This window comes from Planococcus dechangensis, assembly GCF_042654465.1.
GTDB classification, from domain to species: domain Bacteria; phylum Bacillota; class Bacilli; order Bacillales_A; family Planococcaceae; genus Planococcus; species Planococcus dechangensis.
Map to the genome: position 1 here is coordinate 848472 of NZ_JBHSGL010000005.1, position 22132 is coordinate 870603.

Here is a 22132-nt window from a genome sequence, read left to right on the forward strand (position 1 = left end):
AAGGCACAAAGCTAAGCGCTTTGTGCCTTTGTATGTTTTTATTGCATTTTCGAACGCAGCATCGCGTGGATAAAGCCATCCAAATCGCCATCCATGACCGCTTGAAGATTGCCGGTTTCATAGTTGGTGCGATGGTCTTTCACCATGGAATACGGGTGGAACACATAAGAACGGATCTGGCTTCCCCAGCCGATTTCTTTTTGTTCGCCGCGGATTTCCAGTAATTCTTGCTGCTGTTCTTCGATCTTCAGCGCATACAGTTTTGCTTTTAGCATTTGCATCGCTTTCTCACGGTTTTTGATCTGCGAGCGCTCCTGTTGGCACGTAACGACAGAGTTGGTCGGAAGATGCGTAATGCGGACAGCGGAATCTGTCGTGTTGATGTGCTGGCCACCGGCGCCGCTTGCCCGGTACGTATCGATTTTTAAATCTTCCGTCCGGATATCGATCTCTATCTCACCAGTAAACTCCGGCATGACTTCACACGATACAAAAGACGTATGGCGTCGGCCCGATGAGTCGAACGGTGAAATGCGGACAAGGCGGTGAACGCCTTTTTCCGCTTTCAAGTAACCGTATGCGTTATGGCCTTTAATGCCGAGCGTGACAGATTTGACACCCGCTTCGTCTCCTGCCAAATAATCTAAAGTTTCTACTTTGAAGCCCCGTTTTTCAGCCCAGCGCGTGTACATGCGCAAAAGCATGGAACACCAGTCTTGTGATTCGGTTCCGCCTGCTCCTGGATGCAGTTCCAAAATGGCGCTGTTTTTATCGTAAGGTTCGCTCAACAATAGCTCCAGTTCAAAGCTGCTCAGTTCAGATAGAAACTGTTTTAGTTCTCCGCTCACTTCTTCGTGAAGTTCCTCGTCCGGCTCTTCGCGCAACAGTTCAAGCGTCATTTCCATATTTTCTTGCTCATCTTCGAACTTGCGATAACGGTTGACCGTATCTTTTAAGATATTCATTTCAGCAATAACGGTTTGTGCTTCTTCCTGGCTGTTCCAGAAATTCGGATCAAGCATGCGCTCGTCCAATTCCTGTATGCGCGCCTCTTTGTTTTCTAAGTCAAAGAGACCCCCTAAAGTCGGCCAGTTTCTCGGCTGTTTTGTCAAGCTCGTTGCGAATATCGGATAATTCCATCATCATAATTTCCTCCTCATAATAATGCCGAAGAGCTTATGCTCTTCGGCCATGTCACTCATTTACGAAACTGCCCCGTGGCAGTTCTTAAACTTTTTGCCGCTGCCGCATGGACATAGGTCGTTGCGGCCGACTTCCATTTCACGGCGCGCAGGTTCTTTCTTCGTGCGCTTTGCTTCTCCGCCTTCTTTTGGGTTGACTGCCTGCCCTTTAGCTACTTCCTCACGCTGAAGGTTGTTTTTGATTTCTGCTTTCATCGAATATTTCGCGACATCGTCTTCGATCGCTGCAATCATCGATTCAAACATTGCAAAGCCTTCATTTTGATATTCACGTAATGGATCGGTCTGGCCGTATGCACGCAAGTGGATTCCTTGGCGCAATTGATCCATCGCATCGATGTGGTCGATCCATTTCGTGTCGATCGAACGCAGCAGGACAACTTTTTCGAATTCGCGCATGCGATCCGGCGTCATTTCCGCTTCTTTTTCATTATAATGCTTCGTCACTTCACTGCGGATAAGCTCAATGATCTGTTCTTGTGTTTTGCCTTCAAGATCTGCTTCCGTGATAGCGTCTTCCGGCAGAAGATTGGCTGAAATCACTTCCGTCAGAGACTTTAAATTCCATTCTTCCGGTGTTTCACCCGTTGTATAGCTCGCAACCGTGCGTCCTACTGAACCGTCGATCATATTCTCGACAAGTGCACGCATGTTCTCGGTCTCCAGAACTTCCAATCGCTCTTTGTAAATGATTTCACGTTGTTCACGCAAGACATCATCATACTGCAGCAAGCGTTTCCGTGCATCGAAGTTATTACCCTCCACCCGTTTTTGGGCAGATTCTACAGAGCGTGTCACCATGCGCGACTGAAGCGGCTGGGTATCATCCATACCGAGTTTCCCCATCATGCTGCGCATCGAATCCGATCCGAAACGGCGCATCAAGTCATCTTCCAAAGATAGATAGAATTGGGTCACACCCGGATCTCCTTGGCGTCCCGAACGGCCGCGCAACTGGTTATCGATTCGGCGTGATTCATGGCGTTCCGTACCGAGAACAGCCAGCCCGCCAGCTTCGATGACACCTTCGCCAAGTTTGATATCGGTACCGCGTCCTGCCATGTTTGTGGCAATGGTCACGGCGCCTTTTCGGCCGGCATCCAAGATGATCTCGGCTTCGTGGGCGTGGTTCTTCGCATTCAAGACCGAGTGCTTAATGCCCCGTTTCGATAAATAAGCGGAAATGATTTCCGAAGTTTCAATCGCTACGGTTCCGACTAGTACCGGCTGCCCTTTTTCATGGCGTTCGATAATATCTTCTGCGACGGCTTTGTATTTGCCTTCAGTCGTCGCATAAATCAAATCGACACGGTCATCGCGGATGATCGGCTTGTTTGTCGGAATTGAAATCACGTTCATATTGTAGATATTGCGAAACTCTTCTTCCTCTGTTTTTGCCGTACCGGTCATCCCGGACAATTTTTCATATTTCCGGAAATAGTTCTGGAATGTGATGGTCGCCATTGTCATCGACTCGTTTTGCACTTCGAGGCCTTCTTTTGCTTCAATCGCTTGGTGCAGCCCGTCTGAATAGCGGCGGCCTTTCATCAGTCGGCCGGTAAACTGGTCAACGATGACCACTTCGCCATCTTGTACGACGTAATCGACATCTTTTTGCATCGTGACATGTGCTTTTAGCGATTGGTTGATCGCATGGTTTAAGCGAACATGCGTCAAGTCGAACAAATTGTCGATGCCGAAAGCTTTCTCCACTTTTTCAATGCCGTCTTCTGTCAATACGACACCTTTTGTCGTTTCATCATAAGCATAATCAGTATCTTTCGTTAACAGACGTGCAAATGCATTTGCCTGCATATACATCTGTGCGGATTTTGCAGCTTGCCCTGAAATGATCAATGGTGTACGTGCTTCATCGACTAAAATGGAGTCAACTTCATCAATGACCGCAAAATGCAGCGGACGTTGCACCATATCTTCTTTATAAAGCACCATATTATCGCGCAAATAATCAAAACCAAGTTCATTGTTTGTACTGTACGTAATATCGGCTTCATATGCTTCGCGCTTTTCGTCTTTGGTCAAGCTGTTGATGTTCAAACCGACCGTCAAACCAAGCCAATTATACAATTTGCCCATTTCTTCTGCATCACGGCTCGCCAGGTATTCGTTAACCGTAACTACATGGACGCCTTTTTTCGTAATGGCGTTTAAATAAACAGCCATCGTCGAAGTTAAAGTTTTACCTTCACCGGTCTTCATTTCGGAGATATTCCCTTGGTGAAGCGACGCCGCCCCCATGATCTGTACGCGGAATGGATACATCCCAAGTACGCGCTTAGAGGCTTCGCGAACTGTCGCAAAAGCTTCCGGCAACATATCGTCCAGCGTTTCGCCTTTTTGGAAACGCTCCGTGAATTCATTTGTTTTTGCTTTTAAGGCCTCATCCGGCAGCGCACCATATTCATCCGCTAGTGCTTCTACCTGATCTGCAACTTTTTCCAATCGTTTTAAATCCCGTTTATTCGGGTCGAATACTTTATTCAATACTCCAAGCATGTTAACCGCTCCCTGCATGGCGATTCCGGTTTATTAACCGGCAGACCGCTATTGCTCGTATTTTCATTGCCTTTTGTTCTGTAAGTTTGTCTTCATCTAATGCAGCATTTCCAATAAAAATCTCACCATTCATTTTAACACTGCACTATAAAGCGTGCAAACAATGCAGCAGCAAGACTCTCGCAATAGATTACTAAAACAACTGATTTCTATCAATAGTTTACGAGACAGTCTTCCCTTTCGCTAAATGGCAAAAGAATTTGAGCAATAAAAAAAGCCTCCCGTTACAGGAGGCTTTCTATTTATGAAGTTGTTTCGATCAAACCGTATGAACCGTCTTTACGTTTGTACACGATGTTTGTCCCGTTAGACTCGGCATCGGTAAAGACGAAGAAACTATGGCCCAGCATATTCATCTGAAGCACTGCCTCTTCCTCGTCCATTGGTTTCAGGTCAAACTGTTTTGTACGGACGATTTTCAAATCTTCTTCTTCAGAATCAGTAGAACCGTTCGTCTGTGCTTCATTCTCGGCTATTGCAAACGCTAGCCCCATGCCTTCTCGGTCACGGAATTTGCGGTTTACTTTCGTTTTATATTTGCGGATTTGACGTTCAAGTTTTGCAACGATCAAGTCGATTGCCGCATATAAATCGTCGTGCCGCTCTTCAGCACGCAATGTTAAGTTTTTCATTGGGATCGTGACTTCCACTTTTGTTTGGTTATGGTTGTACGTTTTTAGGTTCACCATCGCGGTAGCGTTCGCTCCGTCGGTGAAGTAGCGTTCAATTTTTTCAACTTTCTTTTCAATGTGTTCACGTATAGCGGGAGTTACCTCAATATTTTCGCCTCTGATGTTGAATTGCAACATGTGAACTCCTCCTTCTGTTTTGCTATCTATCTATTTCTACTTGTTCCCTGAAGACTCCTTCTTAAAACGTAAAAAGTTTCACGGGTATGGAGAAAAGGTAAACTATGAGACAAGGAGATGAAGCCCATGTTTACAAATAAAGTAGTTGTCGTCACCGGAGCCGCCCAAGGAATCGGCAAAACCGTAGCAGAATCTTTCCAAAAGCAAGGAGCGAAAGTAGTCGGACTCGATATCACGCCGCTAACGAGCGAGGGAATTGAATACCGTCAATGTGATGTAGGGAATTTTTCCGAAGTGGAGAAAGTATTCCGCAGTATACACGAAACTTATGGCAGCATCCATGTGCTGGTCAATAATGCCGGCATTTCAGAATTCAAATCGCTTTGGGACATTACCGAGCAGGATTGGGATCACGTGCTAGATACGAATTTAAAAAGTGTCTTTATCTGCAGCCGAGAAGCTGCACGGTATATGGACGACGACATCCGCTCGATCGTCAACATGTCCTCGACAAGAGCCTTTATGTCGGAGGAAGGCACGGAAACCTATTCGGCTTCTAAAGGCGGCATTTATGCATTGAGCCATTCACTTGCCGCGAGCCTTCACACAAAAGGAATCCGCGTCAATTCGATCGCACCGGGCTGGATTCACACAGGCGACGCATCTGAATTGCGGGATGTGGACCATAACCAGCACTGGAGCGGACGCGCCGGGACGACTGACGATATCGCAAGGGCATGTTTATTTCTATCGAATCCCGAAAATTCCTTCATTACAGGTGAGTGTTTGACAATCGACGGCGGGATGACACGCAAAATGATTTACGAACATTAATCAAGCAGCTGCCCAGCAGCTGCTTTTTTATGGCTGTGAGTTGTTTAAGCGCGTATCAAGGTCAGTATACGGATTTGTTGTGCGCCGCCTGCCTTCAAGGTTTTAGCTGCATGGCGCATCGTCGTCCCTGTTGTATACAAATCGTCCACCAATAAAATGCTGTTCGGGACCGGGTTTCCATTTAAGCGGAATAGCTCCTGTGTTTCAATCCGTTGCTGCCGTGTTTTCTCCCCTAAAGTGTCGCCGCATTTCTCCAGCAACTGGACGTATGGAATTTTGGAGGCCTTAAGCAATTGATCCACTTGCGAAAAACTGCGCTCCTTAAGTTTTCCGGAATGAAGCGGAATCGGCATAACACTTGCCTGCTCATTAGCGAGAACAACCATCAAGTCGCGGGCAAACACTTCTGCCAGCACGACATCTTTCAAAAACTTGTATTGATGAAACCAATTTTTCATCGCTTCATTATAGCTGTATAAACTGGTGCCTGATTCGATCAACCCTTGATAGCCATGAGCTTCCCAATACAGGCAATCACGGCACATACCCTCTCCCGGCTTGCTGCATAACCTGCAGCCTGTAGCGTCCAGTCTTAAAAAGCCGCTTCTGCAGTCCCGGCATAACACTTCCGGGGGTTCATATAAAAAAATCCCACGCCAAGACGGCACATAACGCAGTGCTTGATCGCATAAATAGCAGTTCACGTAATCGCCTCCTTATTATATGAAAGGATGGTGTCGCGAGCTTTATCCATTTGAAGTGTGATGCCGTCGTGGAAAAACAACACATCCCCTGTCGGCTCGGCAGCGCTTCTGCCGACACGTCCGGCAATCTGAATAAGCGCAGCCGCATCGAAAATACGGTGATCGGCGCCAATGACCGCTACATGTAGATTCGCAATGGTGATGCCCCGCTCTAAAATCGTGGATGTCACAAGACCTGGAAGATCGCCATTCCTCAACTGCATGACTTTATCTTTACGGTCGGGGTCTTTTGAGTGAACCGCTTCGATGGATGGATCAATATTTTTCAATAACGGCCCCGCCCGATCAATCAATTCGATAGAGGGCAAGAACAATAAGAACGGCTGCTTTTTTCGAAGTTTGTCTTCGATCCATTGTTTCAAGGCAACCGGAATCCGCCCGCGTTGGATGTGCCGTTCGTAGTTCCATAGCGACTGATATCTAGGTACGGGCAAAGGGGCGCCGTGATAGCGGCTAAAGATAGTGGAATGGTCAGTGATGTTCTTTTGGAGTGTTTTTGATGGGGTCGCAGAGATGTAAATGATTGGGGCGTTTTGTTTGGCTGCTTTTTTTACCGCGCGTTCGAGCGATGGATCAAGTGAATATGGAAAGGCATCCGCCTCATCAACGAACAACAAATCGAAAGCGTCTTGAAACCGGTATAATTGATGTGTCGTAGCGAGGATGATTTCTCCGTAGCCGTTTTGTTCAGGACTATTGCCATAGAGGGTGTGAATGGCGGCGTCTGGAAATGCCTGATGGAATCTCGGAGCGAGTTCAAGGATAACATCGGTGCGCGGGGCTGCAACGCAAATGCGCAATCCCTTTTGCAATGCTTCATGGATCGGTGAAAAGAGGATTTCCGTTTTGCCTGCTCCGCATACTGCATATAATAAGTGGTCATTGCCCTTTTCAATGCTCGCAGAAATGGCTAGTGACGCCTTGTCTTGTAGGTAAGTGAGCGAACCTTGCCACTCGAAAGCTCTTGGTCGTTCCTTTTTGATCTTTGCCGATGACCATAATACCAGTTCCGTGCAACTGCTGATGCGTCCCATTTTAAGGCATGTTCGGCAATAACTGCATACTTTATTGCATGTCGCGCATTCATAGGCAATGATGGATGACGGTGACCGCTCGAGACATCTGCGGCATTCGCCGTCATCCGAAATACCTCGCATCACCAGCACTTGATTTTGCTGAATTGCTTGCTGCAATTCCTGTTCCGTAAAAGGCATGGCTTGCCTGATCCACACACGACCGGATAAAAATGCTTCCAATGGTTTCATGAATGTCCTCCTTTTTGGGTAGCCAAAAGGCCTTAGCAGGTCATTTCTTTGCCCAGCCAAGGCCCATTGCGCCTTCTCCTAAATGTGTTCCGATAACCGGGCCGAAATGGGAAATGGTGAATTCCACGTCTGGAAAAGAGGATTCCAGCTGTGCTTTCCATTTCTTCGCTTCATCCAGGCGGTTCGCATGGATAACGGTCGCTTGCAATGGCGCTATGCCGTAATCTTTCTTCAATTCTTCTGCGATGCGGTTCATCGCTTTTTTGCGCGTGCGAATTTTTTCATACGGCACAATCAATTTATCTTGAAAGTGCAGAAGCGGCTTGATTTGGAGCACGCTTCCGACGAGTGCCTGTGCCCCGGACAAGCGGCCTCCGCGCTGCAGATGGCGCAAATCTTCCACCATGAAATACGCACGCAGTGACTGTTTCATTTCGGCAAGTGCGGCAAGAATTCCTTTTGCATCCATTCCTTGTGCTGCCAAATCAGCGGCTTTCAACGCATAAAACCCTTGAACCGCACAAGCGATCTCTGAATCGAATACTTGGACGTCCAAGCCATCTACCAGATCCCCCGCTTGAACAGAACCTGCAAAAGTTCCGCTGATGCCACTCGATAAGTGAATCGCGACTACTTCATCATATTGCTCTGCCAGTTTTTCATAAAGAGCAATAAATTCACCGATCGGCGGCTGAGATGTTTTCGGTAGTTCTTCCCGCGCTTTTTCGTAAAATTCCTCAACAGCCAATTCAGTTTCAGGGTAGGCTTTGTTGCCGAATGTAATCTGCAAAGGGACAACGTGGATGCCTTTGTCCTTAGCCTGTTGCGGAGGAATATACGCTGTACTATCCGTTACAATTGCTGTTTTCATTTCTAATCAGCCTCCACTGCTATCTTACCAAACCTGGCTTGCCAATTGGCAGAAAAAATAAGTTTCCTCGATGAGGATGCACAATATGCGGTGCATCATCCGTTAATTAAAAATGCTTTCCCGAGCAGCTGCGGAACAGCTCGACTCAGGAAAGCGAAATGCAAAAGCACCTTATTGGTTGCCGATGAAATGCAAGCTGGTCACTTTCCAGCTCCCTTGTTCTTGCTTGAAAACGACAACTTGGCGGCCGGATTGATCCATGCCTTGTTCAGAGCCGGATTCATTCATTCGAACGTTAATCGTTGCAAAAACTTCAGCACGGCCCTCCTCATACTTCACAATCGTTTCATCGCTCGTAGTATAAGTCGTGTCATAAGTTTCAAATGCTTCTGTTAACGCTTCTTTATCAGCTTCCCGGTCAAAGCCATCCGGATTTTCTGCGATGACATCCATATAGCGCTCGATATCTTCCTCGTTGAATGCCGCGATATACTCGCCGTAAGCTTCAAGAATTGCCGTTCTCTCCTCATCCGGAACTTCCGCTGCAATGATTTCGCCATCATCGTCCAAGGTGAAGCCGACTTCTTGGTCTTTGATGCCATGTTCGACAGCATTATTTTCACTGGCAGCATTGCCATCTTCTACGCTATTATTGTTGACCGCCGACTCGTCTTCGCCTGAACACCCTGCGAGTGTAAGCGCCAGTCCTGTTGCTAGTATCCATTTTTTCATGATGCATTCCTCCTGCGCTCATTTTGCCACAGCTTTCTGCGGAATACAATGAAGAAACGGTGTCATTGTCGAACAGGACAGTTCATCGTGCCATACGTTACAATGGAAAAAAGCTATAGAGGAGGAAATCTACGTGGAAAAATGGGAAGCCGAACGTTTGCTAGACCAAAAACTGCACGATACCCGGACTTATCCAAAACGAAAAACCGCGAATCGCGCGAAAAAATATACTTTGTCGATGGCAGCCGTTGAAGATTATGTCGTTCTTGATTTCGAGACGACCGGATTGCGTGCCGGGGATGATAAAATTATCCAAATCGGAGCAGTTAAATATATTGGCCACAAGCAACAGGAGACCATGTATTTAATGATCAATCCACAACGGGCGATTTCGAGCACGATTACGCGCATTACCGGAATTCGCAATCGGGATGTCGAAAATGCTCCCGTTATTGAACAAATCGCACCTCAACTAATTGAATTCATCGGGGATTTTCCGATTGTTGCGCACAATGCGCCATTTGATATGGGTTTTCTTTATGCACTCGAACAATATACGCCAGTACCGCCTTACCAAGTGATCGATACTGTCAGGCTCGCACGCAAATGGATCACGGAAACACCGAATCATAAACTGACAACTTTATCCGCCTACCTAGAACTCGAGCACAATGCACATGATGCGCTCGGAGATTGCCTTGTCACCGCATCTATCTATCAATTCTGTATTGGCCGCATGTAAAAAAGCGCCGGAAGCAATTGCTCCCGGCGCTTATATTATGGATGCGTTTTAGCGCACTTCTACCCAGCCATTTTTGATTGCAGTAACAACGGCCTGCGTACGGTCATTGACCTGCATTTTTTGAAGAATGCTTGAAACGTGGTTTTTCACCGTTTTCTCAGAGATGAATAATGTTTCTCCGATGACACGGTTGCTTTGGCCATCCGTCAACAATTGCAAAACTTCACTTTCGCGCTTCGTCAGCAAATGATAAGGGCGGCGGATTTCCGTCTGATGGAAAGAGCCTTTGTTTTCACGCTCGCTCAAGCGGCGGAATTCCATCACTAGATTGCGTGTAACTTTCGGATGCAAATAAGATCCGCCCTTTGCGACAACTTTGATTGCCTGGATGATTGCATCTGCGTCCATTTCTTTCAACATATAGCCGAGTGCTCCAGTTTTTAAAGCATGGGTCACGTATGATTCGTCATCGTGAATAGACAGCATAATGACTTTGGCATCCGGGAATTTCTCGATCAATTCCCCTGTGGCTTCAACGCCATTTTTCTGCGGCATGTTGATATCCATCAGCACGACGTCCGGATGATGTTCTTCGTAGAGCTTTACGACTTCTTCGCCATCTCCGCCTTCTGCAACCACTTCAAAAGAATCTTCGAAATCCAGGATGCGCTTAACCCCTTCACGAAACAATTGGTGGTCATCAATAATAATAATTTTTGTCATTATGTCGTCCTCCTAGAAATACCATATCTTACATACCCGCCTTAAGCGGAATATGAAACATCAATACTGTTCCTTCTCCGAGCGTTGAGTTGATGAAAAATTCTCCACCGATCAGTTCGATCCGCTCTTTCATGCCGGTTAATCCAAATGATTGGTCTTTGACAATCTGCTGGTCAAAGCCTGAGCCATCATCTTTGATGATAATGGAAACTTGTTCCGGCAGCCATTCCATCTTCACTTCAATTTCCGTCGATTTACCGTGGCGGATGGCATTGGAAACCGCTTCTTGCACTAGCCTGAAAATAGAAGTTTCAAAATTATTCGGAAGACGGGTTTCATTACCGTTCGATTGAAAATCGAGACGGACACCTTGATTATATTCTTCGATCGTTTCGAGATATTTTTTCAAGGTGGGAACGAGCCCGAGATCATCCAATGCCATCGGACGTAAATCATAGATGATGCGCCTGACTTCCGTCAAGGCTTGCCTCACCATGTCCTTCAATGAAGTAATTTCTTTGAAAGCTTTCTCCGGTCCTTTTTCACGGAACGTTTTCTCAATCAAGTCTGAACGCAACAGTACATTCGCCATCATTTGAGCAGGGCCATCATGGATTTCCCTCGACAAGCGTTTGCGCTCTTCTTCTTGCGCTTCGATGATGCGTAAACTAAAGTCCTGTTTTGTTTTCGACTTGCCTACCACTTCACCGAAGTCTTCCAGATCGGACGACAAATAATTAGTTGCTACGTTCATCTGGTTGACCAAACGCTCTGCACGTTCAATCGTCTGCAAAAGTTTTTGAAGCTTTTTCTGGAGACGGTCACGTTTTTGGCGATATTTCTTTTCTTCGGCACGATTTAAGGATAATTGCACTTGCAGCTGGTTTGCGGTTTCATATGCTTCGCGAACTTGGCTTTCGGTGAATTTATTAAAAGAACGGGACAATTCAGCGAGACGCCGGCGTGCTGCCCGCGTCTTGTCTTCCAAAGAGTCACCTTCCGTTATGATACGGCCGATATTTGTCCTGACAGTCTCGAGCTCATCTTTCATTTCTTCATAGCTTTGGCGACTTTCTTCGCTGATGGCGAAAATATCTTTTTTTGATTGGTCCATCTTTGCGACCAATTCATCAAAGATGGAATCCAATGAAGTTCCATCGCTTTTCTTTGCCATTCTAAAACCGCCTTACGCTATACTTATAAAGAGCCCTTCAATTACTTGCTTCTTTTGGCTTACGGGCTTTACCAAGTATACCACTATATGTGCAAACACATATTAAGAATACATTACAAATTATCTGATTTTATTTTACAACAGGAGGAGTTAAATTGCGAGAAAATTACATAACAGTAGGTGCTTCTGCCAGTGCGGAAATACTCATCAATAAATCCCGGTTCATCGGCCACGCAGCGCGCGCTGAAACCGAACAGCAAGCCATCGCTTTTATCGATTCGATCAAGCAGCAGCATCGGCAAGCTACCCATAATTGTTCTGCATATATTATCGGCGAACATGATTCGATTCAAAAAGCCAACGATGACGGGGAACCAAGCGGCACTGCCGGCGTCCCTATGCTCGAAGTATTGAAGAAACAAGGGTTGAAAGATACGGTACTCGTCGTCACACGCTATTATGGCGGCATTAAATTAGGTGGTGGCGGTTTGATTCGCGCTTATGGTAAATCCGCCACGGAAGCCATCTCAGCTACTGGAGTCATTGAGCGGAGACTTCATCACTTGATGCGCGTGTCGATCGACTACACGTGGCTCGGTAAAATGGAAAACGAAATCCGGCAGTCCGAATATCCGTTAGCCGGTATCGATTATTCGGATTTAGTCGAATTATCCATCTATGTGCCAATCGAAAAAGAACAAGCTTTCATTTCTTGGGTGAACGAGATGACTAATGGGCAAGCCAATATTAGTTCAGAAAAAACCGAATTTCTTGAATTTCCGACTTCCTAGTTTCTTTTCATTTACGTGAGGCTTAAATCACTGTATAATATCAACAGCACAAAAAAATGAAAATTCGTAAATTAACTATGTCCATTTTCTTACACTTAGGGCATGGACATGTGCGGGACGGTTCCAAAAGCCCCACATTATCCCATCTAGAGGAGCTATTAAAAATGAACCGTAAATTGCATAAGAAAGAACAGTCGAGCCGCCGGCGAACAATATTGAAAATCACCGCGATCTTGTCAGTCTCCCTTTTAATCTGTTTATCTGTATTTGGCATTTGGCTTGTAAAAAAAGCTGAGTTTGCTGCCAATAATGCTTACACTGCAGACGGTCGTGATAAATCCGATTTGCGTGAAGAACAGGTGGAACCTCTTAATGACAATATTTCCATCCTCTTCATCGGAATTGACGACAGCGCAGCAAGAAATCAGAGCAGTGACAATATACGCTCCGATGCATTAGTGTTGGCGACATTGAACAATGCAGATAAGTCCATCAAACTCGTCAGCATACCACGTGATACTTACACGTATATTCCCGATTCTGGGCGAGAAGATAAAATCACACACGCATATGCCTATAATGGTCCGCGTTCTACTATTGAAAGCGTCGAAGGTTTGCTCGATGTACCTGTAGACTATTATATGACAATGAATTTCGATGCTTTTGTCGATGTGGTTGATGCACTCGGCGGCATCAGAGCTGAAGTTCCATATGATATGAAAGAAAAGGACGAAACAGATTCACACAATGCCATCGAACTTGAAGAAGGCATTCAGCAACTCAACGGCAGCGAGGCACTCGCTTTAGCCAGAACCCGTTATTACGACAACGACATCGAGCGCGGAAAGCGGCAGCAGATGATTCTTGAGTCGATTATGGACAAAGCATTATCGGCCGGTTCCATCACCAGATACGGAAATGTCATCGAAGCAGTTGGCGATAATATGGAAACCAATTTAACATTCCGTGACATGCAGGCATTTTTCGAATATGCGAAAACCGGCAAACCGGATGTAGAAACTTTGACCGTTCAAGGTTATGATGATATGTCGACGGGTATTTACTACTATATGCCTGACGAGGAGTCCTTAGAAGAATTACAGGATATCCTGCAAAGCCATCTTGGCTTGAAACCTGACACATCCAATTTGTCACTCAATTCAGATGAGCTTGCCGAACAAGCCCTTCCTTCAAATATGCCAGAGCAATAAAAAAAAGACCTGAGAAATGAAATATTTCTCAGGTCTTTTTTTGTCAGCCAATCGCTCTTTCGAAGGCATAGAAAAAAGCGGCCGCAGCCGCTTGTCATTTCCCTATCATTCTTACCAAATTAATCAGTGGGCGGTAATTCTTCCCTGCCAGCCCGACAACTTCAACAAACAATTCGATCGCCAACAGCATGACACCGATCAGCAAGATGCCTCCCCACAATGTAGCTTGCGAGAACAATAATGCAGCTAATCCAAAGAGTGCAGCAATGCCGTAAATGATCAACACCGTCTGGCTATGTGAAAAACCGATGTTGAGCAAACAGTGATGCAAATGCGATTTATCCGCTTCTGAAATGGATTTCTTCTCGCGGACGCGTCGGACAATCGCAAAGAATGTATCGGATATCGGTACCCCGAGCATGATGATTGGAATAATCAATGCGACAACGGTAACGTTTTTGAAGCCCATAAGCGCCAATACCGAAATCATGAAGCCGAGGAACAAAGCTCCCGTATCCCCCATGAAGATTTTGGCAGGATGGAAATTGTAGAACAAGAAACCGATTGAACTGGCTGCCAGAATCGCGGCCATTGACATGACGAACACATCACCCATAATGAAAGCCATCGCAGAGAGCGTCAGCAAGGCCACTGTCGAAACACCGGCAGCCAAGCCATCAAGTCCATCAATCAAGTTGATCGCATTGGTGATGCCGACAATCCAGATGATTGTCAGCGGGATGCTGAAATAACCGAAATCCAGTACGCCCCCGAATGGCAAGTTGATGAAGGAAATTTCAAGCCCTCCACCAACCACTACGACGCCAGCCGCTGCGAGCTGTCCGAGCAACTTTGCTTTCGCCGTAATTTCGAGCATATCGTCGAATACACCGGTAATGATAATGATAACCGCTCCGATAATGATAGCCGTTTCAATTGGAATCCACGATGAAGCAATAGCTGATGATACAGGGTCTTTTGGTTGAAGAATAAAATAAGCGATCAAAAAAGAACCAAATATAGCTAAACCGCCTAGACGCGGCATTATTCTTGCGTGCACTTTTCGGTAATTGGGCCGATCCACTGCCCCGATGCGAAATGCTAATCTTTTCACAAGGGGTGTCAGGAGAATCGAAGCGATGAATGCCACAACCAATGTAAGGTATAGCATGTCCTTCCTCCTTAGAAACTTCTCATTTTACATACATATCCATCATTATTATAGCACGCTAGAAGAAAAATGGAAGAGATAACTTCCGCGTCCTAACAGCTTTCTTCCTCCTTAATGGGACGGTTTGGCAAGCTAAAAAGTTTCCATAGCTTTTGTTCCATCGATATCTTCCGAATAAATAGCGCTCAAGTGTTGCAATACGGTCCTTTAGTATCGAAACATTAAACATTTCTTTAAATTTTCAGAATAAAGTGGCACTTTTGTAGTATTATATCCTTTATCTGATATAATAAACGTATAAATCATAATAAATATACTAAATGAGCGGGAGTGCTAATTATGGACAGCAATCTTCTATTTTATGCATCTAAGAAAGAATGGTCTCCTCACGATGAAGCCGCTGTACTGAAAATGGATTATATGAAAAGGGCTGAACTTGCAAGGTCGATCAATTGCGAAGGCTTATTGGTGGATTTATCGCTCGACCAGCATCCTGAAGTACGGCAAGGCGTAGCCGCTAATGCCGCTACTCCACTGATGACATTGAAGCGCTTGGCTGAACAGGATCTATGTTTATCGGTCCAGGACAAAGCCCAAGAAACGCTCACCAGTCAATCACAGAAATCCTAAGCGGCCGCTTCTCTGCATGCAGGGAAGCTTTTTTCCTTTTAAAAGGTTTATAGCCTCAGATTAAGGTTATATAAAATATAAGATCATTTAAAAGGAGGCAATACCATGGCAGATAAAGGTGGATTCTCAGATAAATTAAAAGGTACCGTCAGCAAAAGCAAAGGCGAAGTGAAAGACCAAGTCGGCAACGCTACTAATAACCCGGATTTGCAAGCTGAAGGTAAAACGGATAAAACAAAAGGCAAATTCCAAGACACTGTCGGGAAAGTTAAGGACAGCCTAAATAAGGACAATCGTTAATTAGAAAGCCGGCCACTATGCCGGCTTTTTTTATTTTCCAAATTTTAATTTTCATAACTGCGTGAATTCAGTTATAATAAATCCCTGTGCAACTATGTTTGATTCAGAAGGAGAACTCCATGAACAAGAAAACGCTTACAAATTCTGAAACTTTAACTGTCGGGCTTATGCTTTTCGCACTGTTTCTCGGCGCCGGAAACCTTATTTTCCCCCCTTACCTCGGACAATTGGCCGGCGATCAATTATTGATAGCCATATTCGGCTTCTTGCTGACGGGAGTCGGCCTTCCGCTGCTTGGCATTCTGGCCATCGCTAAAGCTGGGGGCGATTTACAATCCATCGCCGGACGCGTTCATCCTGTCTTCGGTATTGTCTTTACAATGATCGTCTACTTGGCAATCGGGCCGTTCTTCGGAATTCCCCGAACTGCAACCGTTGCTTTTGAAATTGGCACCGCGCCATTTCTAGCACCTGAAATCGCGTCTTCATTTTGGTCGTTGTTTCTATTCACGATCATTTTCTTCACCATCACCGTGTTGTTTGCATTGAATCCGACCAAGCTCGTGGATCGCATCGGCAAAATCCTGACGCCGATACTTATTGTCGTCATCGGATTTCTGGCTGTCAAAAGCTTTTTAACACCAATGGGCCCTATTGGATCCCCCGTCGGCAATTACGATGCAGAAGCTTTTTTTGAAAGTTTTCTGCAAGGGTATTTGACCATGGACGCAATCGCAGCATTGGTGTTCGGGATTGTCATCATCCAATCCATTCGCGCGAAAGGTGTCGAAGATAAAAATGTCATTCTGAAAACGACTGCTTATGCCGGATTTATCGCAGCAACCGGATTGTCGCTTGTGTACTTGTCATTAAGCTATATCGGGGCAACCAGTGTCGAAGCCGTTGGCATGCAAGAAAATGGCGGTGCTGTAATCGCACTGGCTTCACGTGTTTTATACGGTGAAATCGGCGGCCTCATTTTAGCACTGGCCATCACGTTCGCCTGTTTGACCACATCTATCGGGCTCGTTTCCGCTACGTCCCAATTTTTTAATAAGATTTTTCCGCAGCTTACTTATATTGTATATGTCTTCATTTTCGCAGGCTTTTCAGCCATTATCGCTAATGTAGGATTGACGCAGCTTATCGCGATTTCATTGCCTGTGTTGTTGGCAATTTATCCGCTTGCCATCGTACTGGTGATCTTGTCGTTTTTCGACCACTCTTTTTACCAAAAATCGTATGTCTACATTATCCCTCTAGTACTAACAGGCATCGTCAGCGTTGTCGACGCATTGAAAAGCGCTGGATTTGAATTTAATACGCTCAGCCAAGTGTTCTCCTATCTGCCGTTTTATGAACAGGGCATCGGCTGGCTGTTCCCTGCAATTGTCGGAACGATTGTCGGCATGGTCATTGCACGCATGACCCATAAACCGTATTCGTCACGCAAACAAAGCGCATAAGAAAAAGCCTGAGAATTTTTTCTCAGGCTTTTTTTTAGAATAAACGTGGTGTTGGCGGTGTCGCTGTTTTTTTATCCACATTATTATGGAAGTCATTGGCATCACGCGGACTTTTTGGAGTCTCATAGTCATCACGGCGGTCATTCAATAAATGCTCTTCTACGGAATCTCTGCCGAACGGAGCTGGCCCAAGATTTGGATCTACTCCAGGCGATGGTTCATCTTGGCGACGGTTGACTCCGTCTTCACGGTTCAGTTCTTTTTCGCCTTCGGGAGTTCCAAGTTCCGGTTCATGATCCATACGTTTTTCAGCTGTTTTCTCAGGAGTTGATGGTGTAGTGCGATCTCCTGTCGGATGAATTTCATCGCCTTTTAAGCGCGAATCCTGATATTTATTGTGCATCTGGGATTTATTGGTCTCTTCACGCGATGCATCCGTCGTATAAATTCCTTCGACCCCAGTATCACGATGCTTCTCATGCTTTTGAACATCTTTATCGATAATTTTTTCGTCATTGTATTGTCTGCCATCACGTTCAATATCACGGCCGAATGGCGCAAATGCGGTATTGCGTTCGCCGCCATCTAGGTCCATCGGGTTGTTGTCATCTGAATGCGATGAAAAATGTTCGCTCTGGCCACTTGCGCTTGCGCTTGGTTTGCCATCCGTATAAAGCAAGACAGCTCCACGTTCGATTTCACGATCGTAATGGTCGACCGCATCGCGGTCCAAGCCAAACTCCTCAAGCTTAGTACGGGCTAGGTTTTCACCGGTCAAGAAAATTTTCATTCGGTTGCTGAAGGAATTTGCTTTATCGGCATCCACTCCGTAACGGTCATGGGCTTCTTTAACTAAGTTCTTATCATTGGCAAGGACATGGATATCCTCATTTCGATATCCTTTTGCAATCAGCGAGTCCAGTGCAGTCTCCATTTCCTCTTGCGAATACACAATTTCGTATTGACGGTTTGTATGTGTCATCTTCATAACCTCCTGAATTTATCTTGTCTTAGTGTGTGTTTACCCTCACTGCACATCCGCTAAAACATTCTATGCTTTGCTTCATATTAAAAGATTACGAAAAAAATCGCCTTCATTCCATTATAGAATGAAGGCGAGTCTTTATTTATATTTTTTGTTGCTGTTGCTGTGTTTTTCCGCTTCGCTGGTACCGCCTCTGGCTTTCTGGACTTCCGGATTTTCTTGCGTCGAAAACGATACATGCCGTTCATCTTTCACCAGTGTCGGATCTTGAAGGAAAGTCTCCCCTCTTGCAAACCGGTCTTCCTGTTCATCATAATTATTATCAACCGATTTAATGAATTGCTGGCGCTCTACATCAGCTGGAGTTTCGAGTGAATTGCCATCCGCTTCATTCACTGCGTCTATGATCCCTTTTCTCCCGCCTTCGGTATACAAAAGAATCCCGCCCTTAGCGACATCTTCCGTGTAGCGCTTGGAATCTTCTTCTGATAATTCGAGCGAATCTACAGCTTCTCTGATTGCACTTTTACCTGTAACGAAGCTCTTCAATTTATCGCCGAACGTCCCCGCTTCTTCGACATGCACTGATGTGCCTTTCAAGCTGTCAGGATTCTCTGCGACTGCATGGATATCCGATGCAGAGTAACCTTGCTCTATCAATTGAACAATTTTTCGTTCATAATCTTTTTGGGAATAAACTATACCTAATACGTGTTTATTGGATGAATTCATTATAAAACCTCCGATTATTAAATTGATTTAAATTAAGGCGTTATCCTTCTTTACCCTTATTCTTCTAACCGCTAAACGTTAGTAGAATTTTTGGGTTGAACATAAAGAACTATGTTAAATACTTAATAATGTAATGATTTGGATTTTTTTTTAGTTATTAGGCACTTTTTCCCTTTTTTCTCAAAACCGAAGTTATACCATTAAAAAAGCAGTTTATTTCGAAAATTGATGCTATCATAGAATTAATATAAGCACATAAAGTAAAATATGGATGTGGAGGCGGTAATTATCGTACTGAACAAGCTTTCGGATTTCCGCTTATCAGGGCCGTCTGGTAAAGCCGAGAACAACTCTCCTACATGGATGATTGAAGTACTGCCCATGCACACGGAAAGGAGAGTGGAAATGGACACAGGAATGCGCTTGAAATATCATCGGCTGAAAAAACGTTTCAGCATGGAAGAAACTGCATCAGGCATTCTTCCGACGAAAGACTTGAAAAAAATAGAAAACGGTTTAAAAGAACCGGCACTCAAAGAGTTGGAAGCCCTTTGCAAGAAACTCGAGATTCCACTTGCGGCGAAAGACAATCCGATCGGAAAAGTGCTCGTCAAAAACTTCAAAAACTCATTGCTCCATCCACAGAACAAAGGAAAAATCATGGAGCATTACGCCGATATCTGCAACCACCCTCTACTGCGTGCCGATGAGGACGTTGAACTCGAATTCGATATCCAGCAAATTCGTTACTTTATCATCACCGGCGATCTAGAGTGTGCTGAAAATAAGATTAAGGAAATGGAACGTTTTAAAGAGTTCATGAGTCAAGAGCAATATTATTTGTTCAACAAATATAATGGAAACTACAACTACATCCTGAACGATTTTGAAAAAGCATTAAAGACTTACTTGATTGCGGAGAAAATTGCGCCAAAATCCATTTCCGCTGCAGAACTCGGCGATTTATACTACTCGATTGGTATTTCAAGTACTAATTGCCGGGAAACAGAATTAGCTTATAAGTATTCAGAAATGGCGTTAAAAATATATCAACAAGAATTTGTACCAAAAAGAATTGTAGAATGTCACCTTAATATAGCAATTAGCCATGAACATTTCGGCAACTTCAGACTATCTATGGAACATTACAAAAACGCTCTAACTATTGGTAGTAAGTTGGATATTGATATTTTGAAGTTTAATACGGAATTTAATTTAGGTTATTCTTATTTTATTTATCAAAATTATGAAATGGCTATTATGCACTTAACTAATTCACTAAAATATATCCCTGATGAATATGCTGCTGATAGGATTTTAACCTACTGTATTTTAATTAAGGGTTATTTAGAATTAGAAAATGAATCTAAAGCTTTAGAAATACTGAATATGGGACTTGAAGTCATTCAAGCAAAGGAATTACATTTAAATTCTCCAACTAACGCAGCTTTTATGGAAGCATACGTTGAATTCCTTTGTTTAGTACATTTACTAAATAAAGAATATTATCAATTTGAATTGATGGTTTTAGATAAATTACTACCAAGCTTGGAAGATTCAGACAATTATAACGAATTGGGTTATTATTACAGTCATTTGGGTAATATATATTTTGAGCAGAAGAAATACAAGGAGTCTGCGGAAGCATTCTCAAAAGCCAAGAGTGCTTATAAAAAAGTGACAAGTATTAAATAAGGAGTGGAAAATAATGAAAAAAGGCATGGCTCTATTATTTGCATCTACAATTGTATTGAGTACTTTACCAGCATTTAGTTCACTTTCTGACTCAGAAGAATTTGCAGTAAAAGCTCGTACTCCTGAACCTTGGTCCGTAAATGATGTTGCTGTTAAAGCTCGCACCCCTGAACCTTGGTCCGTGAATGATGTTGCTGTTAAAGCTCGCACTCCTGAACCTTGGTCCGTGAAGGACCTCGCTGTTAAAGCTCGCACTCCTGAGCCTTGGTCTGTGAAGGACCTCGCTGTTAAAGCTCGCACTCCTGAACCTTGGTCTGTGAAGGACCTCGCTGTTAAAGCTCGCACTCCTGAACCTTGGTCCGTGAATGATGTTGCTGTTAAAGCTCGTACCCCTGAACCTTGGTCCGTAAATGATGTTGCTGTTAAAGCTCGTACCCCTGAACCTTGGTCCGTAAATGATGTTGCTGTTAAAGCTCGTACCCCTGAACCTTGGTCCGTGAATGATGTTGCTGTTAAAGCTCGCACTCCTGAACCTTGGTCCGTAGAAAACCCAAAAGCTTAAGTTTATATTTTCAAAGCAAGCAGCTCCCGTGCATATCGGGGGCTTTTTTTATTCATTTTTGCCCAAATAAAAAAGCACTGGAATGATTTCCAGTGCTTCGGGATTATTGGTTTTGTTTTTTGTCGACCAAGCATTCCTTGACGAAGGACGCAAAGATATTGCATGATGCTTCATCGCCTTGCAGTGCGAACTCTTCTGGATGCCATTGAATGCCCATCGCAAATTGGTGATTCGGGCTTTCCAATGCTTCTACAAGACCATCGGCTGCTCGAGCCGCAACATTCAATTTATCGGAAACATCTTTGACGCCCTGGTGATGGAATGAATTCACGTTGAACTCTTTTTCCTTCATGATTTTATAGAGTTGGCTATCTTCTTCTAGTTTCACGGAATGAGTGCGGTGAGTACGCATTGCCATTTGTTTATGCTGGTACAAAGTTCCTTCGTATTGAGCTTCGAGATCTTGGTAAACTGTTCCTCCAAGCGCAACATTGAACATCTGCATCCCGCGGCACATGCCGATGAAAGGTTTATCCAGCTTCAAAAAGTTCAATATCAATTCTTCTTCGTATATATCACTACCAGGGTAGACTGCACCTAAGCGGACATGCGGCTCTTCGCCATACAGTGTCGGGTTGATGTCGCCTCCACCGGTTACAATCAAGCCGTCCAAGCGTTCACAAAGCAATGGAATATCTTCTTCGTCCACAATCGGGACAATCAGCGGCAAACCGCCTGCTTGAAGAATTGCCCGTCCGTATACTGGATCCAACGAATACATTTGATCTTCCTCTACGCGAGCAGTAATTCCAATAACTGGTTTATCTTTTCTTGCCATTTTAACTCCCCATTTCTGCAATCAAAAAAATTGGCTGATGAGTTCTTATACCCCATTC

22 protein-coding genes are annotated in these 22132 nt (G+C 44.6%); 9 read left to right on the forward strand and 13 right to left on the reverse strand.

Going from position 1 to position 22132, the window contains the following annotated elements:
• Nucleotides 1–38: 38 nt before the first annotated feature.
• From prfB to hpf, 3 genes are all read right to left on the reverse strand, one after another.
• Nucleotides 39–1140, reverse strand: a protein-coding gene (gene prfB / locus ACFO5U_RS07460) for a peptide chain release factor 2 (protein WP_377279474.1) whose coding sequence is annotated in 2 segments (ribosomal slippage) — nt 39–1067 and nt 1069–1140 — 1101 coding nt in all. Because the reading frame shifts where the segments join, the coding sequence is not laid out codon by codon here.
• Nucleotides 1141–1202: 62 nt separating this feature from the next.
• Complete coding sequence (secA, locus tag ACFO5U_RS07465; protein WP_377278037.1) at nt 1203–3719, reverse strand: preprotein translocase subunit SecA; 2517 nt, start codon at nt 3717–3719, stop codon at nt 1203–1205.
• A gap of 302 nt (nt 3720–4021) precedes the next feature.
• Nucleotides 4022–4588 carry a ribosome hibernation-promoting factor, HPF/YfiA family gene (gene hpf, locus ACFO5U_RS07470; RefSeq protein WP_377278039.1) on the reverse strand — a complete coding sequence of 189 codons (567 nt, stop codon included), beginning with the start codon at nt 4586–4588 and terminating at the stop codon, nt 4022–4024.
• A 126-nt stretch (nt 4589–4714) separates the two neighbouring features.
• Here hpf and ACFO5U_RS07475 point away from each other — a divergent pair, with 126 nt between their 5' ends.
• Nucleotides 4715–5422 carry an SDR family NAD(P)-dependent oxidoreductase gene (locus ACFO5U_RS07475; protein ID WP_377278041.1) on the forward strand — a complete coding sequence of 236 codons (708 nt, stop codon included), beginning with the start codon at nt 4715–4717 and terminating at the stop codon, nt 5420–5422.
• 44 nt (nt 5423–5466) lie between these two features.
• On the opposite strand, the gene ACFO5U_RS07480 is transcribed toward ACFO5U_RS07475, so the two are convergent.
• The 4 genes from ACFO5U_RS07480 to ACFO5U_RS07495 all read right to left on the reverse strand — a co-directional run bounded on the left by ACFO5U_RS07480 (nt 5467) and on the right by ACFO5U_RS07495 (nt 9054).
• Nucleotides 5467–6126 carry a ComF family protein gene (locus ACFO5U_RS07480; protein WP_377278043.1) on the reverse strand — a complete coding sequence of 220 codons (660 nt, stop codon included), beginning with the start codon at nt 6124–6126 and terminating at the stop codon, nt 5467–5469.
• Nucleotides 6123–7451, reverse strand: a complete 1329-nt coding sequence (locus ACFO5U_RS07485) for an ATP-dependent helicase ComFA (protein WP_377278045.1) — start codon at nt 7449–7451, stop codon at nt 6123–6125. The genes ACFO5U_RS07480 and ACFO5U_RS07485 overlap by 4 nt, the downstream gene beginning before the upstream one ends.
• 40 nt (nt 7452–7491) lie before the next feature.
• Nucleotides 7492–8322: a DegV family protein gene (locus tag ACFO5U_RS07490; protein ID WP_377278047.1), complete on the reverse strand. Its 831-nt coding sequence runs from the start codon at nt 8320–8322 to the stop codon at nt 7492–7494.
• Nucleotides 8323–8493: 171 nt separating this feature from the next.
• A complete protein-coding gene (locus ACFO5U_RS07495; RefSeq protein ID WP_377278049.1) occupies nt 8494–9054 on the reverse strand; it encodes a DUF4440 domain-containing protein in 561 nt (186 codons plus the stop codon).
• Nucleotides 9055–9187: 133 nt separating this feature from the next.
• Here ACFO5U_RS07495 and ACFO5U_RS07500 point away from each other — a divergent pair, with 133 nt between their 5' ends.
• Entirely contained in the window at nt 9188–9796 is a 609-nt protein-coding gene (locus tag ACFO5U_RS07500) for a 3'-5' exonuclease (protein ID WP_377278050.1), read from the forward strand.
• Nucleotides 9797–9844: 48 nt separating this feature from the next.
• Here ACFO5U_RS07500 and ACFO5U_RS07505 read toward each other — a convergent pair whose 3' ends face one another.
• Nucleotides 9845–10519, reverse strand: coding sequence for a response regulator (locus ACFO5U_RS07505; protein WP_377278052.1), 675 nt, complete (start codon nt 10517–10519; stop codon nt 9845–9847).
• A 28-nt stretch (nt 10520–10547) separates the two neighbouring features.
• Entirely contained in the window at nt 10548–11693 is a 1146-nt protein-coding gene (locus ACFO5U_RS07510; protein WP_377278053.1) for a sensor histidine kinase, read from the reverse strand.
• 155 nt (nt 11694–11848) lie between these two features.
• Here ACFO5U_RS07510 and ACFO5U_RS07515 point away from each other — a divergent pair, with 155 nt between their 5' ends.
• A complete protein-coding gene (locus ACFO5U_RS07515) occupies nt 11849–12484 on the forward strand; it encodes a YigZ family protein (protein ID WP_377278055.1) in 636 nt (211 codons plus the stop codon).
• 164 nt (nt 12485–12648) lie between these two features.
• Nucleotides 12649–13695 (forward strand): LCP family protein, encoded by a 1047-nt coding sequence (locus ACFO5U_RS07520; RefSeq protein WP_377278057.1) that lies wholly within the window; start codon nt 12649–12651, stop codon nt 13693–13695.
• Between the two features lie 94 nt (nt 13696–13789).
• On the opposite strand, the gene ACFO5U_RS07525 is transcribed toward ACFO5U_RS07520, so the two are convergent.
• Nucleotides 13790–14866 (reverse strand): glycosyltransferase family 4 protein, encoded by a 1077-nt coding sequence (locus tag ACFO5U_RS07525; protein ID WP_377278059.1) that lies wholly within the window; start codon nt 14864–14866, stop codon nt 13790–13792.
• Nucleotides 14867–15205: 339 nt separating this feature from the next.
• On the opposite strand from ACFO5U_RS07525, the gene ACFO5U_RS07530 reads away from it, so the two are divergent.
• From ACFO5U_RS07530 to brnQ, 3 genes are all read left to right on the forward strand, one after another.
• Nucleotides 15206–15496 (forward strand): hypothetical protein, encoded by a 291-nt coding sequence (locus ACFO5U_RS07530; protein ID WP_377278061.1) that lies wholly within the window; start codon nt 15206–15208, stop codon nt 15494–15496.
• Nucleotides 15497–15601: 105 nt separating this feature from the next.
• A complete protein-coding gene (locus ACFO5U_RS07535) occupies nt 15602–15796 on the forward strand; it encodes a CsbD family protein (RefSeq protein ID WP_377278063.1) in 195 nt (64 codons plus the stop codon).
• 119 nt (nt 15797–15915) lie between these two features.
• Nucleotides 15916–17262 carry a branched-chain amino acid transport system II carrier protein gene (gene brnQ / locus ACFO5U_RS07540; RefSeq protein WP_377278065.1) on the forward strand — a complete coding sequence of 449 codons (1347 nt, stop codon included), beginning with the start codon at nt 15916–15918 and terminating at the stop codon, nt 17260–17262.
• A 34-nt stretch (nt 17263–17296) separates the two neighbouring features.
• On the opposite strand, the gene ACFO5U_RS07545 is transcribed toward brnQ, so the two are convergent.
• Both ACFO5U_RS07545 and ACFO5U_RS07550 read right to left on the reverse strand, forming a co-directional pair.
• Nucleotides 17297–18244: a YflT domain-containing protein gene (locus ACFO5U_RS07545; RefSeq protein ID WP_377278066.1), complete on the reverse strand. Its 948-nt coding sequence runs from the start codon at nt 18242–18244 to the stop codon at nt 17297–17299.
• 141 nt (nt 18245–18385) lie between these two features.
• Nucleotides 18386–18979: a hypothetical protein gene (locus ACFO5U_RS07550; RefSeq protein ID WP_377278068.1), complete on the reverse strand. Its 594-nt coding sequence runs from the start codon at nt 18977–18979 to the stop codon at nt 18386–18388.
• Between the two features lie 405 nt (nt 18980–19384).
• Here ACFO5U_RS07550 and ACFO5U_RS07555 point away from each other — a divergent pair, with 405 nt between their 5' ends.
• On the forward strand, nt 19385–20674 hold the full coding sequence (locus tag ACFO5U_RS07555; protein WP_377278070.1) for a transcriptional regulator: 1290 nt from the start codon (nt 19385–19387) through the stop codon (nt 20672–20674).
• 13 nt (nt 20675–20687) lie between these two features.
• Nucleotides 20688–21236 (forward strand): hypothetical protein, encoded by a 549-nt coding sequence (locus tag ACFO5U_RS07560; protein ID WP_377278072.1) that lies wholly within the window; start codon nt 20688–20690, stop codon nt 21234–21236.
• A gap of 103 nt (nt 21237–21339) precedes the next feature.
• On the opposite strand, the gene ACFO5U_RS07565 is transcribed toward ACFO5U_RS07560, so the two are convergent.
• Nucleotides 21340–22074, reverse strand: coding sequence for a gamma-glutamyl-gamma-aminobutyrate hydrolase family protein (locus ACFO5U_RS07565; RefSeq protein WP_377278074.1), 735 nt, complete (start codon nt 22072–22074; stop codon nt 21340–21342).
• Nucleotides 22075–22132: the final 58 nt, after the last annotated feature.

Coding starts and splice junctions, on each gene's coding strand:
- secA (WP_377278037.1), bottom strand. CDS start 3,719: ATGCTTGGAGTATTGAATAAAGTATTCGACCCGAATAAACGGGATTTA.
- hpf (WP_377278039.1), bottom strand. CDS start 4,588: ATGTTGCAATTCAACATCAGAGGCGAAAATATTGAGGTAACTCCCGCT.
- ACFO5U_RS07475 (WP_377278041.1), top strand. CDS start 4,715: ATGTTTACAAATAAAGTAGTTGTCGTCACCGGAGCCGCCCAAGGAATC.
- ACFO5U_RS07485 (WP_377278045.1), bottom strand. CDS start 7,451: ATGAAACCATTGGAAGCATTTTTATCCGGTCGTGTGTGGATCAGGCAA.
- ACFO5U_RS07490 (WP_377278047.1), bottom strand. CDS start 8,322: ATGAAAACAGCAATTGTAACGGATAGTACAGCGTATATTCCTCCGCAA.
- ACFO5U_RS07495 (WP_377278049.1), bottom strand. CDS start 9,054: ATGAAAAAATGGATACTAGCAACAGGACTGGCGCTTACACTCGCAGGG.
- ACFO5U_RS07505 (WP_377278052.1), bottom strand. CDS start 10,519: ATGACAAAAATTATTATTATTGATGACCACCAATTGTTTCGTGAAGGG.
- ACFO5U_RS07510 (WP_377278053.1), bottom strand. CDS start 11,693: ATGGCAAAGAAAAGCGATGGAACTTCATTGGATTCCATCTTTGATGAA.
- ACFO5U_RS07520 (WP_377278057.1), top strand. CDS start 12,649: ATGAACCGTAAATTGCATAAGAAAGAACAGTCGAGCCGCCGGCGAACA.
- ACFO5U_RS07525 (WP_377278059.1), bottom strand. CDS start 14,866: ATGCTATACCTTACATTGGTTGTGGCATTCATCGCTTCGATTCTCCTG.
- ACFO5U_RS07530 (WP_377278061.1), top strand. CDS start 15,206: ATGGACAGCAATCTTCTATTTTATGCATCTAAGAAAGAATGGTCTCCT.
- ACFO5U_RS07535 (WP_377278063.1), top strand. CDS start 15,602: ATGGCAGATAAAGGTGGATTCTCAGATAAATTAAAAGGTACCGTCAGC.
- brnQ (WP_377278065.1), top strand. CDS start 15,916: ATGAACAAGAAAACGCTTACAAATTCTGAAACTTTAACTGTCGGGCTT.
- ACFO5U_RS07545 (WP_377278066.1), bottom strand. CDS start 18,244: ATGACACATACAAACCGTCAATACGAAATTGTGTATTCGCAAGAGGAA.
- ACFO5U_RS07550 (WP_377278068.1), bottom strand. CDS start 18,979: ATGAATTCATCCAATAAACACGTATTAGGTATAGTTTATTCCCAAAAA.
- ACFO5U_RS07555 (WP_377278070.1), top strand. CDS start 19,385: ATGGACACAGGAATGCGCTTGAAATATCATCGGCTGAAAAAACGTTTC.
- ACFO5U_RS07560 (WP_377278072.1), top strand. CDS start 20,688: ATGAAAAAAGGCATGGCTCTATTATTTGCATCTACAATTGTATTGAGT.
- ACFO5U_RS07565 (WP_377278074.1), bottom strand. CDS start 22,074: ATGGCAAGAAAAGATAAACCAGTTATTGGAATTACTGCTCGCGTAGAG.